Genomic DNA, 16,915 nt, shown 5'->3' with positions numbered 1-16,915 from the left:
GGGGGTGGGTTGCGCCCTGCCTGCAGCGTGATGGGTTCCGGTTTAGGTCGACGGGATGACACGGTGGGGGTGCGTGTTTGTGGGGTTGGATGTGGGGGTGGCGGGGTTGCCCTTGCTTCGCTTCGGGGTTGGCGGTTTTCGGGGTGTTTTGGGTTGTTTCTGGGGTTGTTCTTAGGTTGTTTTGTGGGTCGATTTTGGGTGAGTTTTTGGTATCATGAGGGGGTGAGTTCGTTGAGTTTCTCTCTTCTTGTTGAGCTTGATCGGGTTCGGGCTGATCGGGCTCGGCTTGATGCTCGGGAGGCGGTTTTGCTGGCCCGACTGGAATCGGTTTCGTCGGATTCTGTGAGTGTTGTGGAGGCGTTGCGGCCTGTGTTGCGGGGGTCTCGGGCTCAGGTGGAGAAGCGGGTTGCTCTCGCTTCGACGCTGGTCGCTGATCATCGTGGGGTGCTGGCGGCGATGTCTCGTGGCGACATCGATGCCTATGGAGCCTCCCGGGTTGTGGCTGTGACGTCCGGGATGTCGGCTGCGCAGGTTCGTCAGGTGGACTCGCAGCTCGCTGCGAAGCTCTCGTCGGCGCCGACCTCGACGTTCATGCCCGACAACCTCGCCGCACACACGCGGAAGATCGCCAACACCGTGGATCCTGACGGGCAGACGGCACGGGCTCGGGTTGCTCGACGGGGTCGGAAGGTTGAGCTCATCCACGGTGAGAACGCCATGTCCCGGCTGACCGCGCACGTGCCCGTCGAGGTCGCCTCTGCTGCTTACGCGCGCGTGGACGCACTCGCCCAGGCACTTCGGCGCGCGGGGTCAGATCGGTCGATGGACCAGCTGCGGGCCGACGTCACTGCCGACCTGCTCCTCGGACACGATCCCGGCGTCACCGCCCCCGAGGCCGCCGCCACTGTGTCGCTGCACATGCCTGCCTCCACTGCATTGGGCATCACCGACGACGGCTGCACCCTCGACGGCTACGGCACCATCCCCGGGCCGATTGCCCGGGAGATCATGACCAACCCGCACAGCACCTGGCGCAAGGTCCTCTGCGATCCGACCACCGGCACACCAACATCCCTCGGCCGAACCCGCCGCAGACCTTCAGCCACCATCCGCGAGCTGGTCCGGATCCGCGACCGCGAATGCGTCGTCCCCTGGTGTCGCCGGCCGGCCACGCACTCCGACTTCGACCACGAGCAACCCTGGGCCGAGGGCGGACCGACGTCGACCACCAACGGCACCGCACGTTGTCGACACCACCACCGGCTCAAACATCACCCACACTGGACCCACCAGCACTCGCCTCGTCGCGGCACATCCACCGTCACCACACCTCACGGCACGACCTACACCGCTACGAACCCACCGACCCTCACACCCTTGGAGCCAGCGCCATGACCACCCTCGACGGACGCCCCAACACCGCACTGCTCGTCATCGACATGCAGAACAACCTCGTCGCCGGCGCACACCGGCGCGACTCCGTCATCGCCGCCATCGACGGGCTCGTCGACCGCGCCCGCGCCACGTCGACACCCGTCGTATGGGTTCAGCACTCCGACGCCGGACTTCCCGTCGGCACCGACGACTGGCAGATCGTCCCCGAACTCACCCCCGCCGCCGGCGAACCCGTCGTCGCCAAGAACCACGGCGACGCGTTCGAAGGCACCACACTCGAGACCGTCCTCGCCGACAACGCCGCCGGACGGCTCGTCGTCACCGGCGCCGAAACCGACATCTGTATCCGCTCAACCCTCCACAGCGCCTTCTTCCGCGGCTACGACGTCACCCTCGTCGGCGACGCCCACACCGCCGGCGACAAAACCGCCCACGCGCCCCACCCGTCCCCGACGTCATCGCCCACACCAACCTCTACTGGAACTCCCACTCCGCACCCGGACGCACCGCCGGCACACGGAACGCCGACGCGATCACGTTTCCATGACCACGCCGGCGTTCCGCGTTTACGGCGTTCAGGCGGCCAGCTTGCCGATGACGTCCCGGCCGTACGCCTCCAACGTCTCGTCATTGCTGTCGTGCATCAGATACACCGCGAACTGGTCCACCCCCAACTCCGCCAGCTCCTCCAGGCGGCGCACATGCTCCTCCGCCGGACCCAACAGGCAGAACCGATCCACGATCTCGTCCGGCACGAAATCCGTCGACGATTACCCGCCCGCCCGTGATGGGAATAGTCATAACCCTCACGCGCCTTGATGTAATCCGTCAACTCCCGCGGCACCGGACCCGCGTCCCCGTAGCGTGCCACCAGGTCCGCCACGTGGTTACCGACCATGCCGCCGAACCACCGCAACTGGTCCCGCTGATGTGGCACGTTCTCGCCCACGTACGCCGGGGCCGCCACACAGATCGTGATCCCCTCCGGATCACGCCCCGCCGCACTCGCCGCCTCCCGCACCGAACCGATCGTCCACCGCGCGATCGCCGGATCCGCACACTGCAGGATGAAACCGTCCGCATGCCGGCCCACCATGTCCAACGCCTTCGGACCGTACGCCGCCATCCACATCTCCAGCCGGCCGTCCGACACCCACGGCAACCGCACCTCGGTATCCCGTAACACCGCCGCACGACCCTCGGCCAGATCCTTCACCGTCGCCATGCACTCCCGCAGCGTGGCCAAAGTGGACGGCGGCTTGCCGATCACGCGGTGCGCCGAATCGCCACGACCGATCCCACACACCGTCCGATCACCATGCATGTCGTTCAGCGTCGCGAACAACGACGCCAACACCGACCAGTCCCGCGTCCCCGGACTCGTCACCATCGGTCCCACCGTCATCGACGACGTGGCCGCCAGGATCTGCGAATAGATGACGAACGGCTCCTGCCACAGCACCACCGAGTCGAACGTCCACGCATACCGGAAACCCTGCTGCTCCGCCGCCACCGCTCTGCGGATCACATCGCGCGCCGGCGGATCCGTCTGCAGCACCACACCGAAATCCATCGAGGCTCCTAATTCAGGTACTGGCACAGATCGCGTTCGAGGAACCGGCCGTGCCCCGCCGAGCCGTGGTACGTCCCGCGGTCCACCACCACGCTGCCGCGCGAGAACACCGTCTCGCACCGGCCCGTCACCGACATGCCTCGTACGCCGAATAATCCACCGCCATGTGATGCGTCTCCGCCGAGATTGTCTGCGACGCGCCCGGGTCGTAGATCACGATGTCGGCATCAGCACCCGGCGCGACCACACCCTTCCGCGGATACAGCCCGAACATGCGCGCCGGCGTCGTCGAACACGCCTCCACCCACCGCGCCAACGAGATCTCCCCGGCGAGCACGCCCTGATGCAGCAGGTCGATCCGATGCTCCACGCCCGGCATGCCGTTCGGGATCTTCGTGAAATCGCCGCGACCCAGCTCCTTCTGGTCCTTGAAGCAGAACGGACAGTGATCCGTCGACACCACCGACAGGTCGTTCGTGCGCAACCCGCGCCACAGGTCCGGCTGATGGCTCTTGTCCCGCAACGGCGGCGACGCCACGTACTTCGCACCCTCGAAATCCGGCTTCGCCAGATCCTCGATCGACAGGTACAGATACTGCGGACACGTCTCCGCGAACACGTTCTGCCCGCCGTCACGCGCCTCCGCCACCGCCGACAACGCCTGCGCCGCCGACAGATGCACGATGTACAACGGGGCACCCGTGACCCCGGCCAACGTGATCGCCCGCGACGTCGCCTCGCCCTCCAACTCCGGCGGCCGTGTGACCCCGTGCTGATACGGCTCGCCGTGGCCGTCCGCCAACGCCTTCGCGACCAACTCGTCGATCGCGATGCCGTTCTCCGCGTGCATCGCGATCGTGCCGCCGATCTCCGCGGCCTTCGTCATCGCCCGCAGGATCTCCCCGTCGGTCGAGTAGAACACGCCCGGATAGGCCATGAACATCTTGAAACTGCTCACGCCCGCGTCCACACACGACGACATCTCCTTCAACGTCGTGTCGTTGACATCCGAGACGATCATGTGGAAGCCGTAGTCGATCGCGCAGTCGCCGTCGGCCTTCTCGTGCCACTTGTCCAACGTGGACAGCAGCGAGCCGCCCTTCGGCTGCACCGCGAAATCGATGATCGTCGTCGTGCCGCCCCACGCCGCAGCCCGCGTGCCCGACTCGAACGTGTCCGCCGAGAACGTGCCGCCGAACGGCATCTCCATATGCGTGTGCGCGTCGATCCCGCCCGGCATCACGTACCGACCGGATGCGTCGTATACCGCGTCGAACACCGACTCCAACGCGACGCCGGGATTCTGCGCCGCGAAGAAGCCCGCGCCGTGACCGCCGCGATCGTCTCGCCGTCGACGAGCACATCGCCCGCCACGGCACCCGTGGAACTCAGGATCGTCCCGTTGGTGATCAAGGTGCGCATGCGAAACCTCCCGTCCTCACGGCGTGACCAACGAGTCGTAGGAATCCGGCCTGCGGTCGCGATAGAACGCCCACAGATCCCGGACCTCCCCGAGCAGGCTCATGTCCAGATCGCGCACCACGACCTCGTCGTCGGTGTCCGAGGCAGCATCGCCGACGAGCTGACCCCGCGGGTCGGCGAAATAGGACTGTCCGTAGAAGTCGTTGTCCCCGAGCGGTTCCACGCCGACCCGGTTGATCGCGCCGACGTAGTACTCGTTCGCCACCGCGGCGGCGGGCTGCTCCAACTTCCACAGGTACTGCGACAGGCCCCGGCTCGTGGCCGACGGGTTGAACACGATCTTCGCGCCCGCCAGGCCCAGCGCGCGCCAGCCCTCCGGGAAGTGCCGGTCGTAGCAGATGTAGACGCCGATGCGCCCGACCGCGGTGTCGAACACCGGATAGCCGGTGTTTCCGGGCCGGAAGTAGAACTTCTCCCAGAATCCCTTCACCTGCGGGATGTGGTTCTTGCGGTACTTGCCGAGGTAGGTGCCGTCGGCGTCGATCACCGAGGCCGTGTTGTACAGCAGGCCCGGTTGCTCCTGCTCGTACATCGGCACCACCAGCACCACGCCGTGCCGCTCGGCGACCTCCTGCATCAGCTTCGTCGTCGGACCGTCCGGAATGGACTCGGTGTAGGCGTAGTACTCGGTGTCCTGCACCTGGCAGAAATAGGGACCGTAGAACAGTTCCTGCAGGCACACCACCTGGGCGCCCTGCGAGGCGGCACGCGAGATGGCGTCGACGGACGCCGCGATCATCGATTCCTTGTCACCCGTCCAGCGCTGCTGCACCAGACCGGCCCTTACCACGTCGGTCATCGAATTCCTCCTCGTCGATCGGAGTGTCTGCCGCGCCGTTGGCGGGCAGGGACAGTGCCAGGAAGATCAGGAACGCCGACACCAGGCCGACGACCCAGCTGTAGTCGTAGAGCGGTTGCAGCAGCGGGATCAGGCCGTTCTCCGGGAACGGACCCTCGCCGGGCGCCGAGTACGCGCCGCCCACGGCGAGCACGCCGCCCACCGCGACCGCCACGAACGCCCGCCAGTTCCAGCCTGCCGTGTACCAGTAACGTCCGCCGCGCTCGGCGAACAGATCCGCCAACGACAGCATGCGGCGCGCCTTGAACCAGTAGCCGGCCGCGAGCACGCCCGCGATGGTCGCGAGCACGCCACCGTAGAAGTTGAGCCACACATAGATGTAGATGTTCGGATCGGAGATGAGCCGCCACGGTTGGATGACGACGCCGACGACGCCGGTGATGAGCCCGCCGACGCGGAAGCTGATCCGCCGCGGGAACGCGTTCGAGAAGTCGTAGGACGGGCTGACCACGTTCGCGGCGAGGTTCGTCGTCACGGTCGCCATCACGATGCCGAGCAACGCGGCGACCACCACGATCGGCGAGTCGAACCGGGCCGCCAACTGGACCGGATCCCAGATGGTCTCGCCGTAGACGACGATGCCACCCGAGGTGATCATGATCGACATGATCGCGATGAACGACATCGTCGTCGGCAGGCCGAGAATCTGCCCCCACACCTGCTTGCGCTGTCCCTGGCCGAACCTCGTGAAGTCCGACATGTTCAGTGACAGCGTCGCCCAGAACGCGATCATGCCCATCAGCGACGGCGCGAACACCGCCCAGAACCCGGGCCCCCATCCGAGCTGGGACTCCTGCGAGAAGATCGGTCCGAAGCCGCCCGCCTGGATGAGGATCCAGACCAGCAGGATGATGAACCCGATCGACACCAGCGGGGCGCCCCAACTCTCGAGCTTCTTCACCGCCTCCATGCCGTTCCAGATGATCGCCATCTGCAGCGCCCAGAACAGGGCGAAGCACAGCCACAACGTCCAGGGCTGGTCGTAGACGATCGCCGCGTTCGTCCAGCCCTCACCGACGAGTTGACCGACGATCACGAAGATCGCCTGCCCGCCGACCCAGGTCTGGATGCCGAACCAACCGCACGCGACCAGGCCGCGCATCAACGCGGCCAGGTTCGCCCCACGGAGTCCGAAGAAGGCCCGCGTGAAGACGGGAAACGGAATCCCGTACTTCGTGCCCGCGTGACTGTTCAGCAACATCGGCAGCAGCACGATGATGTTGGCCAACGCGATCGTCATGAAGGCTTGCACCCAGTTCATGCCGATCGCGATCAGTCCGGACGCGAGCAGGTAGGACGGAAGGTTGAACGCCATTCCGTTCCACAGCGCGAAATAGTTGTAGGTGGTCCAGGTTCGCCGCTCGAGCGGCACCGGGGCGAGTTCGTCGTTGAAGTTCCGGCTGCCGGCCAGTGACGACGGATCGCGAAGCTCCACACGCCCGTCCGGGTGGCGGAGTTGTGCCGTTGTCGACGCCATTGGCGCATACTGCGCGCCCCGAGAACGCCCCCGGCACTGGCAGAGTGTTCACCGTTACCGCGGTGCGCGGACAGAATGTCAATTGCGCGAATCGGGGAAAGCTCGCGGTAGCCGCGCGGAAATCGTGTCGAAACAATAACGCCCGCGCTCGGACGTTCCGGCAGTGGGGGTGGGCCTCAGAAACCGAAGACGCCGCCGGACTCCGCGTCGGCCATACAGCGGTTGTTGTACGTCGTGGTGAAGTGCACGGGCTCGCCGTCCCAGTAACCGTGGGCCGAGGCGCGCACCGGGTCGTGGATCATCGGGCACGCCTGGTGGGACGGTTCGAGGTCGGCCAGGTCGCCCTCGGCGTCGTCCAGCGCGGCGCACGCCCGGGCGGCCGTCGGGTGCGATCCGCCGGTGGGGTCGCACCACAGCTGAGTGAAGGCGACCGTCCCGTCGGAGGTCTTGATCGACAGCGACAGCGCGGAGCCGGGCGGATGGGCCGAGGCCTGCCCTCCGACGGCGAGCAGGGCGAGGGTGCAGGCGGCGGCGACGGCGCCGGACAGGGCGCGGGACGGACGGGCGCGGAACGTACGCATGCCCTTGATATCGGCAGCGGCGGACCGGGACCTGTGTTACTCCGACGGGTGGTGGTTGTCGCCCGATAGGGCGAGGACGTCGGTGATGAGCAGGGCGACGTGCAGGGAGACGATCGACTCCGGATCGTCGAGGGACACCGCCAGTGTCTGTTCGATCCGGGACAGCTGTTGGTAGTACGCCGTTCGTGAGGTGTGCGCGGCCGCGGCGGCGGCCGACTTGTTGCCTCCGTGCTCGCAGAACCGGCGCAGGGCCTCGGCGAGGCGGCTGCCCGTCGCGGCGTCCTTGTCCAGCAGCGGGCCGAGTTCGCGGCGCGCGAAGGCGTGCAGCCGGTCGTCGTCGCCGAGCAGGTGCAGCAGGCCGAACAGGCGCACGTCGTCGAGCCGGTGGTAACCCCGGGCGGGCTGCCGGTCGCGGTGCAGTGCCGCCGCCGCGACGTGCCCGGCCTCGACAAGACTGCGGCCCGCCTCGGACGGTGCGGTGACCGCGGAGCCGATACCCAGCACGAGCGTCACCGACGGCCGGGTCCGGCGCACCTCCTGGGCGAGCCGCCGCACGACCGCGTCGACGTCGGCGTGCGGGGACAGGGCCAGCAGGACGTGCACGCTCACCCCGTCGACCCCCGCGACGAGCGCGTGCACCCGAGCGCGCCGCGTCGCCAACGCCGCCGCTTCCGCCAGATCCGGCAGCAGAGCACCGGCCGACCCCGTCGGACCGCCGGCACCGGTGAACCGCGGGCGCACGGCCACGCCGACCAGCCGGTGCCCGGTGAGCGGCACGTGCAGCGCCTCGGCGCGGGCGAGCAGTTCGTCCAACGGCGTCGTCGTGGCGGGCGTGGCCAGCAGCTGGGCCAGGACGTCGCGGTGCGCCTGACGTTCCAGGGTGTCGCCGGTGTCGGCGAGGATGCGGTGCACCGCGAGCGCCGACGCCGCTCGTTCGGCCACCACGATGTGCCGGTGCGGCGGCGGTTCGCCGCACACGACCACGAGCCTGCCCCAGTCCCGGCCGCGGGCGCCGACGGTCGTCACGAGCCAGCCGGTGCGGACGTCGTAGCCGGTGCGTTCGCCCGTGCGCGCGCCGCGCGAGCGGCGGTGCCAGTCGAGCAGCAGCTCCCGCGGATCGCGCCGCACGCGTCGTAGGCGAGCACGTCGTGGGCGAGGGTCTCCAACACCACGGCGTGCCCGGTCAGCCGGGCGACCTCGCGCAGCACGACGTGCGGTTCGCGCCGGACACGGTGAGGTCGGTGAACGTCTCGTGCACCTGCGCGGCCGCGCGCAACTCGTCGACCTGCGCGTCGACGATGAGCCCGTTGACCGCCTCGGTGACGGTCACGTACCGCGTCTCCCTGGTCAACGTGACCAGCGGGAGCCGATGCTTCTCCGCCGCCGTCACGATCGCCTCGGGGAGCCGCTCGTGCCAGTGCCGCACCAGTTCGACGACCAGCCCCGCGACGCCCACCGCGGCGAGGTCGTCGACGTAGCGGGCGAGCGAGTCCTCGTCGTCCGGGAGCGCCACACCCGTGGTCAGCACCAGCTCGCCGCCCTTGAGCAGGGGAGCGATCTCGGCGATCTCGGCGACGTGCACCCAGCGCACCCGGCCGTCCAGACCGTCGGCGCCGGCGACGACGTGCGGCCCGCCCTGCCGCACGACGGGAAGAGCGAGCACCTCGGCGACCGTCGGATACATGTCACCCCCACGTGTCGGACGGAAGGGCAGACTGTACGGGGCGGTGGGGGAGTCCGTACAGATTGTGTGTGGCATCGCCGCCCGAGCGGCCCGGAGACTCGAAGCCATGACGGAACCGGACCTGCTGCAGCGGCACCGCGCTGTCCTGCCCGACTGGGTGTCGCTCTACTACGACGAGCCCATCGAGATCGTCCGCGCCGAGGGCCGCCGCGTCACCGACGGCTCGGGCCGCACCTACCTCGACTTCTTCGCCGGCATCCTCACCAACGCGATCGGCTACGACGTCGCGGAGATCTCCGACGCCGTCCGCCGGCAGTTGGACACCGGCGTGCTGCACACCTCGACGCTCTATCTCATCCGCAAGCAGGTGGAGCTGGCCGAGCGGATCGCCGAACTGTCCGGCATCCCGGACGCCAAGGTGTTCTTCACCAACTCCGGGACCGAGGCCAACGAGACGGCGCTGATGCTGGCGACCCAGTACCGCCGCAGCAACCAGATCCTCGCGCTGCGCAACTCGTACCACGGGCGCGCGTTCGGCACGGTCGGCATCACCGGCAACCGGGGCTGGTCGACGAGCTCGTTGTCGCCGGTGAAGGTCAGCTACGTGCACGGCGGTTACCGCTACCGCAGTCCGTTCGCCGGCCTCGACGACGCCGCCTACACCGAGGCGTGCACCGAGGACCTGCGCGACGTGCTGCGCACCACGACCTCCGGGGACGTGGCCGCGATGATCGCCGAGCCGATCCAGGGCGTCGGCGGGTTCGCCACCCCGCCGGACGGCATGTTCGGCCGGTTCAAGGAGGTGCTCGACGAATCGGGGATCCTGCTCATCTCCGACGAGGTGCAGACGGGCTGGGGTCGCACCGGTGAGCACTTCTGGGGCATGGACGCCCACGGCATCACCCCGGACATCCTCACGTTCGCCAAGGGCCTGGGCAACGGCCTGGCCATCGGGGGCCTCGTCGCCCGGGGCGACATCATGGACTGCCTCGGCGCCAACTCGATCTCGACGTTCGGCGGCAACCCGATCTCGACCGCGGGCGCGGCCGCGACGCTCGACTACCTGATCGACCACGACCTGCAGTCCAACGCGGCGAAACAGGGTGCGCGGCTGATGTCCGGGCTGCGCGACATCCAGAGCCGTGACGGCAGCATCGTCGGGGACGTGCGCGGCAAGGGCCTGATGATCGGCGTCGAACTCGTCCGCCCCGGCGGGACCGAACCGGACCCGGCCGCCGCGGGCCGCGTGCTCGAGGAGACGAAGGCCCGTGGTCTGCTCGTCGGCAAGGGCGGGCTGCACGGCAACGTGCTGCGCATCGCGCCGCCCATGACCCTGACCGACGACGAGACCGCCGAGGCCCTCGGGATCCTCGACGCGTCCCTGACCGCCGCCGATACGCGAGGAGTTCAGTCGTGACCGAGCACATCACCCACCGGATCGCGGGCAAGCCGTGGAGCGGTCCGGCCGAGCGCACCGGCGACGTGTTCGACCCGGCCACCGGCGCGGTGCGGGCCACGGTCGACTTCGCGAGCCCCACGGAGGTGGACGAGGCGGTGCGCGCGGCGGCCGCCGCGTTCCCGGGATGGCGGGACACCTCGCTCGCCGGCCGCTCGCGCGTGTTGTTCCGGTTCCGCGAACTGCTGGCCGCCCGGCAGGACGAGCTGGCGCGGATCATCACCGCCGAGCACGGCAAGGTCGTCTCCGACGCGGCGGGTGAGGTCGCGCGGGCGTCGAGAACGTCGAGTACGCCTGCAGCGCGCCGCAACTGCTCAAGGGCGAGTACAGCGAGAACGCCTCGACCGGGGTGGACGTGCACTCGAGCGCGCGGCCGCTCGGCGTCGTCGGCGTGATCTCGCCGTTCAACTTCCCGGCCATGGTGCCGCTGTGGTTCGTGCCCGGCGCGATCGCCTGCGGCAACACCGTCGTGCTCAAGCCCAGCGAGAAGGACCCGTCGGCGTCGCTGTTCATCGCCGAGCTGCTCGCCGAGGCCGGCCTGCCGGACGGTGTCGTCAACGTCGTGCACGGCGACAAGGTCGCCGTCGACGCGCTGCTCGAGCACCGCGACGTGCAGGCGATCTCGTTCGTCGGGTCCACGCCGATCGCGCGCCACGTCTACGAGACGGCCACCGCCGCGGGCAAGCGGTGCCAGGCGCTCGGCGGCGCCAAGAACCACATGGCCGTCCTGCCGGACGCCGACCTCGACGGCGCCGCGACGCGGCCGTGTCGGCGGGCTTCGGCTCGGCGGGGGAGCGCTGCATGGCGATCTCCGTGGTCGTGGCGGTCGACCCGATCGCGGACGAACTCGTGGCGAAGATCACCGAGCGCATGCGGGTGCTGCGGGTCGGCGACGGCCGGGAACCCGAGTCCGAGATGGGCCCGCTGGTGACCGCCGCGCACCGCGAACGCGTGGCCGGCTACGTGGACGCGGGCGTCGAGGAGGGCGCCGAGCTCGTCGTCGACGGCCGGGAGCCGGGGATCGCGGGCGACGGATTCTGGCTCGGTCCGACGCTGTTCGACCGGGTGCGGCCGGAGATGTCGATCTACACCGACGAGATCTTCGGGCCGGTGCTCTCGGTCGTGCGCGTCGAGTCGTTCGAGGCGGCCGTCGAGCTCATCAACGCCGGGCACTACGGCAACGGCACGGCCGTGTTCACCGGCGACGGCGGCGCGGCGCGCCGATTCACCGCCGAGGTCGAGGTCGGCATGGTCGGGGTGAACGTCCCGATCCCGGTGCCCGTCGGCTACTACAGCTTCGGCGGGTGGAAGGACTCGCTGTTCGGCGACAGCCACGCCTACGGCCCCGAGGCCTTCCACTTCTTCACCCGCCGCAAGGTGATCACCTCGCGCTGGCCGTCGCCGGCGACGGGCGCCGGCGGGGTCAACCTGCGCTTCCCCGGCAACTCCTGACCCGAGCGGGGTCCCGGGCACCGTAAACTGGGACGGGTGTCACCGGCCGGGTGACGGTGAGGAGGTGCCCGTTGGGCAGCGCGGAGGAGCGGCGCTTCGAGGTGTTGCGCGCGATCGTCGCCGACTACGTGTCCGAGCAGGAGCCCGTGGGCTCCAAGGCACTGGTCGACCGGCACAACCTGGGTGTCTCCAGCGCCACGGTCCGCAACGACATGGCGGCGCTGGAGGAGGACGGCTACATCACGCAGCCGCACACCAGCGCCGGCCGGATCCCGACGGACAAGGGCTACCGGGTGTTCGTCGACCGCCTCTCGGAGATCAAACCGCTCTCGAGCGCCGAACGCAGAGCCATCGAACGGTTCCTGGAGGGCGCCAACGACCTCGACGACGTGCTGCGCCGGTCGGTGCGGCTGCTGGCCCAGCTCACCCGCCAGGTCGCGGTGATCCAGTACCCGACGCTGACCAACTCGACCGTGCGGCACGTCGAGGTCGTGCCGTTGACGTCGGCCCGGCTGATGGTCGTGCTGATCACCGACACCGGCCGCGTCGACCAGCGCACGGTCGACCTCGGCGACGTCGTCAGCGAGGACTCCGTGGCGGTGTTGCGCGAACAGCTCAACGGCACCCTCGCCGGGCACAAGCTCACCGATGCCGCGGCGAAGGTCTCGGAAATGCCGGAACAGGCACCCGTCGGACTGCGCGACGTGATGACGCGGGTGGCCACGGTGCTCGTCGAATCGCTCGTCGAACACCCCGAGGACCGGCTGGTGCTCGGGGGGACGGCGAACCTGACCAACAACGTCGCCGACTTCCCGGACTCCCTGCGTGAGGTGCTCGAGGCGCTCGAGGAACAGGTCGTCGTGCTCAAGCTGTTGGCCGCCGCCCGCAACCCCGGTGCCGTCACCGTGCGTATCGGTGAGGAGAATGAGGACGCGCAGATGCGGAGTACCTCGGTCGTGTCGATCGGTTACGGCTCCGACGATCTGCTGCTGGGTGGCATGGGCGTGGTCGGTCCGACACGGATGGACTACCCCGGGACGATCGCCGCGGTGCGCGCGGTGGCCAACTACGTGGGCCAGATCCTGGCCGGGAACTGACACCGGTCTGCAGGTGCGGTACTAGGAGGACGTCGAAACGGTGGCGAGGGACTACTACGGAATTCTGGGCGTGTCCAAGGACGCGAGCGACCAGGAGATCAAGCGGGCCTACCGCAAGCTCGCGCGTGAGTTGCACCCCGACGTCAACCCGTCCGAGGACGCGCAGCAGAAGTTCGGTGACGTCACCACGGCCTACGAGGTGCTGTCCGATCCGCAGAAGCGCAAGGTCGTGGACCTCGGTGGGGACCCGATGGACGGCGGCGCCGGTGCCGCCGGTGGCCGCGGCGGCGATCCGTTCGGCGGCTTCGGTGGGCTCGGCGACATCATGGACGCCTTCTTCGGCGCCGCCGCGGGCGGCGGCCGGGGACGGGGACCGCGCAGCCGGGTGCAGCCCGGTTCCGACGCGCTCATCCGCCTGCGGCTGACGCTCGAGGAGTGCGCGACGGGCATCGACAAGGACATCGCGGTCGACACCGCGGTGCTGTGCGATCTGTGCCGCGGCGCGGGCATGGCCGAGGGCGGCTCGGTCGCCACGTGCGACACGTGCGGCGGCCAGGGCGAGGTGCAGTCGGTGCAGCGCTCGTTCCTCGGTCAGGTCGTCACGGCACGGCCGTGCCCGGCGTGCCAGGGCCTCGGCGAGATCATCACCGATCCGTGCCGCAAGTGCACCGGCGACGGCCGCGTCCGCGCGCGCCGCACGGTCACGGCCAAGATCCCGGCCGGTGTCGGCGACGGCATGCGCATCCGACTGTCCGGTCAGGGCGAGGTCGGCCCCGGCGGCGGCCCGGCCGGTGACCTCTACGTCGAGGTCGACGAGGAACCCAACGAGGTCTTCGAACGCCAGGGCAACGAACTGCACTGCCGGCTGCGCATCCCGATGACGAGCGCCGCGCTGGGCGCGTCGATCCCGCTGGAGACGCTCATCGACGGCGAGGTCGACATCGAGATCGAACCGGGCACCCAGCCCGAGACCGAGATCGTGCTCACCGGCAAGGGCATGCCGCGGTTGCGTTCGTCGGGCCGGGTCGACGGCCGGGCCGACCTGCACGTCCACGTCGACGTCGTCGTGCCCACGAAGCTCGACGACGAACAGGCCGAACTGTTGCGTCAGCTGGCGAAACTCCGCGGCGAGGAGTCCTCCGAGCTCGCGGGCAGCGGCGCCAAGCAGGGCGGACTGTTCTCCAAGCTGCGCTCCAAGCGGTGACGACGGACGACGGGCCCGGGGCGCCGGAGACCACGCCGCCGGTCTTCCTGGTCGACGAGCTGCCGGCGGGACAGACCGCCGTGCTCGACGGCGAGGAGGCCCGGCACGCGGTGACGGTGCGGCGCGCCCGCGCGGGCGAGCGGCTGACGCTGTCCGACGGTGCCGGCGGGCTCGCCGACTGCGTCGTCGCCGCGGTGGAACCCGGCCGGCATCCGACGCTCGAGGTCACGGTCGAGGGCCGGCGCGAGGACCCGCCGCCCGCGCTGCGCGTGACGATCGTGCAGGCGCTGGCCAAGGGCGACCGCGGGGAGCTGGCCGTCGAACTGGCCACCGAGGCCGGGGCCGACGCCGTGCTGCCCTGGCGGGCGGCGCGGTCGATCGCCCGTTGGGACGACGGCCCGCGCGGTGCGAAGGCCCTCGCGAAATGGCGGTCCACGGCGCGGGCGGCCGCGAAGCAGGCGCGCCGGGGACGGGTTCCCGAGGTGCCCGAACCGGCCACCACCGCGCAACTGGCCGCCCGGATCGCCGACGCGAGGGGGCCTACCTGCTCGAGGCCACGGCCGAGGCCGGCCTCAAGGACGTCGCCCTGCCCGAACGCGGCGACGTGTATCTCATCGTCGGCCCCGAGGGCGGGGTCACCGGCGAGGAACTGGCCGTGTTGACCGACGCCGGCGCCGTGGGGGTCCGCCTGGGCCCGACCGTGCTGCGCACCTCGACCGCGGGAGCCGTGGCACTCGGGACTCTCGGTGCGCTGACCGCACGCTGGTGACCGCTCACCGACAGGGTGCGACGACGAGCGGTCGACGCTCTCGCCGAACCCCGGGTGAACCGTTACCCTGGTTAACGATTCGTTGAAAACTGGGTGGCATGACACGGCGAGCGCGCAACCCCGGCAGGAGCTGCTGGGCCGGCACGCGCTCGCGGGTACCCGACAACCGAGACCCTTCCGAGATCACGCCGGGCACCTCCCCCTCGGCCCGGCGGAGCCGCGGCAGCGGGTGGAGCGAGTCCCCCACGCTCCACCCGCGCCGCGGTGTTTCGGTCTCGCGCTAGAGTTCGCGCCATGACCGACCCGGACCCCGCAGAGACCCTGTTCGAGAAGATCATCGCCAGGGAGATCCCCGCCGACATCGTGCACGAGACGGCGACGACGCTGGCGTTCCGCGACATCAGCCCCCAGGCCGCGGTGCATGTGCTGATCGTGCCGAAGACGCGGTACCGCAACGTCGGCGAGCTCGCCTCCGCCGATCCGGCGCTGCTGGCCGAGCTGCTCACCACCGCACACCACGTCGCGGAGCTTGAGGGCCTGGTCGACGGGGGATACCGCGTGGTGTTCAACACCGGGGCCGACGCCGGGCAGACCGTCTTCCACGTGCACGCCCACGTGCTCGGCGGGGAACAGCTGGGCCACTTCGGGCGTTACGAGACCCAGCAGGCGCAGTAGCGGCCCGCCTCCCCGCACGGTTCGCGCGGCGCGGCCGCGTACCGGGGCCGTGCGGTGGGTGAATCCGGGCGACCGGGTGCGGCTCCGGCCGTTAGCATGACAGGCAAGACATCCGATCCCGACTGGCACGACACGTGCAGAAGGCAGGCCCGAGGCCACGTGGCCGGAACCGTTCCGCAGCATACGTCCGACACCGGCGGCAACCAGGCGCGCTCGAAGTTCCCGATTCCCGATACGGCGACCCTGGCGTTGCTCGGATCGGGCGATGAGAACCTGCGGGTCGCCGAGGAGCTGCTCCAGGCCGACGTGCACGTCCGGGGGAACGAGGTCACGCTCACCGGGCAGCCCGCCGACGTCGCCTTCGCCGAGCGCGTGTTCGCCGAGTTGTCCGTGCTGGCCTCAAAGGGCCAGCAGGTGGGCCCGGACACGGTCCGCCGCACGGTCGGGATGCTCGCCGCCGACAACGCCGAATCGCCCGCCGAGGTGCTGAGCCTGGACATCGTGTCCCGGCGCGGCCGCACGATCCGCCCGAAGACGCTGAACCAGAAGCGCTACGTCGAGGCGATCGACAAGCACACGATCGTCTTCGGGATCGGCCCGGCCGGTACCGGCAAGACGTACCTGGCGATGGCGAAGGCCGTGCAGGCGTTGCAGGCCAAGCAGGTCAACCGGATCATCCTGACCCGGCCCGCCGTCGAGGCGGGCGAGCGGCTCGGCTACCTGCCGGGCACGTTGCACGAGAAGATCGACCCGTACCTGCGGCCGCTCTACGACGCGCTGCACGACATGGTCGACCCGGAGTCCATCCCGCGTCTGATGCAGGCGGGCACCATCGAGATCGCGCCGCTGGCCTACATGCGCGGCCGGTCGCTCAACGACGCCTTCGTGATCCTCGACGAGGCGCAGAACACCACGCCCGAGCAGATGAAGATGTTCCTGACCCGCCTCGGGTTCGGGTCGCAGGTCGTGGTGACCGGTGACATCACGCAGGTCGACCTGCCCGGTGGGCAGCGCAGCGGCCTGCGCATCGTGCGTGAGATCCTCGACGGCGTCGACGACCTGCACTTCGCCTCGCTCACCAGCAGCGACGTCGTGCGGCACAAGCTCGTCGCCGACATCGTCGACGCCTACGACAAATGGCAGGCCACGCAGGACGCGGCCGGCGGCGACGCACCGAGCCGTACTGACCGAGCACATGGCAAGCACTGAGG

General features: G+C 69.5%; 9 protein-coding genes and 6 pseudogenes. 9 read left to right on the top strand and 6 right to left on the bottom strand.

What is annotated here, in order from left to right; all coding sequences use genetic code 11:
* The first annotated feature begins 30 nt into the window (after positions 1-30).
* Entirely contained in the window at positions 31-1,395 is a 1,365-nt protein-coding gene (locus BJF85_RS12855) for a DUF222 domain-containing protein (protein WP_255375595.1), read from the top strand.
* Positions 1,392-1,942: pseudogene (locus BJF85_RS12850) on the top strand (cysteine hydrolase family protein). The gene BJF85_RS12855 and the pseudogene BJF85_RS12850 overlap by 4 nt, the downstream one beginning before the upstream one ends.
* A gap of 28 nt (positions 1,943-1,970) precedes the next feature.
* Here the strand turns inward: BJF85_RS12850 and BJF85_RS12845 are convergent.
* The 6 genes and pseudogenes from BJF85_RS12845 to BJF85_RS12820 all read right to left on the bottom strand — a co-directional run bounded on the left by BJF85_RS12845 (position 1,971) and on the right by BJF85_RS12820 (position 9,051).
* Positions 1,971-2,968 (bottom strand): annotated as a pseudogene (locus tag BJF85_RS12845) (TIGR03842 family LLM class F420-dependent oxidoreductase).
* An 8-nt stretch (positions 2,969-2,976) separates the two neighbouring features.
* Positions 2,977-4,390: pseudogene (hydA, locus tag BJF85_RS12840) on the bottom strand (dihydropyrimidinase).
* Between the two features lie 16 nt (positions 4,391-4,406).
* Positions 4,407-5,249, bottom strand: a complete 843-nt coding sequence (locus tag BJF85_RS12835; RefSeq protein ID WP_075847664.1) for a nitrilase-related carbon-nitrogen hydrolase — start codon at positions 5,247-5,249, stop codon at positions 4,407-4,409.
* Positions 5,200-6,786 carry an NCS1 family nucleobase:cation symporter-1 gene (locus BJF85_RS12830; RefSeq protein ID WP_075847662.1) on the bottom strand — a complete coding sequence of 529 codons (1,587 nt, stop codon included), beginning with the start codon at positions 6,784-6,786 and terminating at the stop codon, positions 5,200-5,202. The genes BJF85_RS12835 and BJF85_RS12830 overlap by 50 nt, the downstream gene beginning before the upstream one ends.
* 176 nt (positions 6,787-6,962) lie before the next feature.
* Positions 6,963-7,367 carry an SSI family serine proteinase inhibitor gene (locus BJF85_RS12825; RefSeq protein WP_083666327.1) on the bottom strand — a complete coding sequence of 135 codons (405 nt, stop codon included), beginning with the start codon at positions 7,365-7,367 and terminating at the stop codon, positions 6,963-6,965.
* A 36-nt stretch (positions 7,368-7,403) separates the two neighbouring features.
* Positions 7,404-9,051 (bottom strand): annotated as a pseudogene (locus tag BJF85_RS12820) (PucR family transcriptional regulator).
* A 106-nt stretch (positions 9,052-9,157) separates the two neighbouring features.
* Here BJF85_RS12820 and BJF85_RS12815 point away from each other — a divergent pair.
* From BJF85_RS12815 to BJF85_RS12785, 7 genes and pseudogenes are all read left to right on the top strand, one after another.
* The gene (locus BJF85_RS12815; protein ID WP_075847661.1) at positions 9,158-10,468 is read left to right on the top strand and encodes an aspartate aminotransferase family protein; all 1,311 of its coding nucleotides are present in this window, start codon (positions 9,158-9,160) and stop codon (positions 10,466-10,468) included.
* Positions 10,465-11,959: pseudogene (locus BJF85_RS12810) on the top strand (CoA-acylating methylmalonate-semialdehyde dehydrogenase). The gene BJF85_RS12815 and the pseudogene BJF85_RS12810 overlap by 4 nt, the downstream one beginning before the upstream one ends.
* Before the next feature lie 71 nt (positions 11,960-12,030).
* Positions 12,031-13,056, top strand: coding sequence for a heat-inducible transcriptional repressor HrcA (gene hrcA / locus BJF85_RS12805; RefSeq protein ID WP_075847659.1), 1,026 nt, complete (start codon positions 12,031-12,033; stop codon positions 13,054-13,056).
* A gap of 40 nt (positions 13,057-13,096) precedes the next feature.
* A complete protein-coding gene (gene dnaJ / locus BJF85_RS12800; RefSeq protein WP_075847656.1) occupies positions 13,097-14,260 on the top strand; it encodes a molecular chaperone DnaJ in 1,164 nt (387 codons plus the stop codon).
* A pseudogene (locus tag BJF85_RS12795) lies at positions 14,257-15,029 on the top strand (16S rRNA (uracil(1498)-N(3))-methyltransferase). Before dnaJ ends, BJF85_RS12795 begins: the two are co-directional and overlap by 4 nt.
* Before the next feature lie 294 nt (positions 15,030-15,323).
* On the top strand, positions 15,324-15,704 hold the full coding sequence (locus tag BJF85_RS12790; RefSeq protein ID WP_075847654.1) for a histidine triad nucleotide-binding protein: 381 nt from the start codon (positions 15,324-15,326) through the stop codon (positions 15,702-15,704).
* Positions 15,705-15,800: 96 nt separating this feature from the next.
* Positions 15,801-16,913, top strand: coding sequence for a PhoH family protein (locus BJF85_RS12785; protein ID WP_083666325.1), 1,113 nt, complete (start codon positions 15,801-15,803; stop codon positions 16,911-16,913).
* The last annotated feature ends 2 nt before the right edge of the window (positions 16,914-16,915 follow it).

It is taken from the genome of Saccharomonospora sp. CUA-673 (assembly GCF_001942305.1).
Classification (GTDB): Bacteria; Actinomycetota; Actinomycetes; order Mycobacteriales; family Pseudonocardiaceae; genus Prauserella.
The sequence above is the reverse complement of the archived record's forward strand: the minus strand, read 5'-3'. Positions and strand labels throughout refer to the sequence as shown.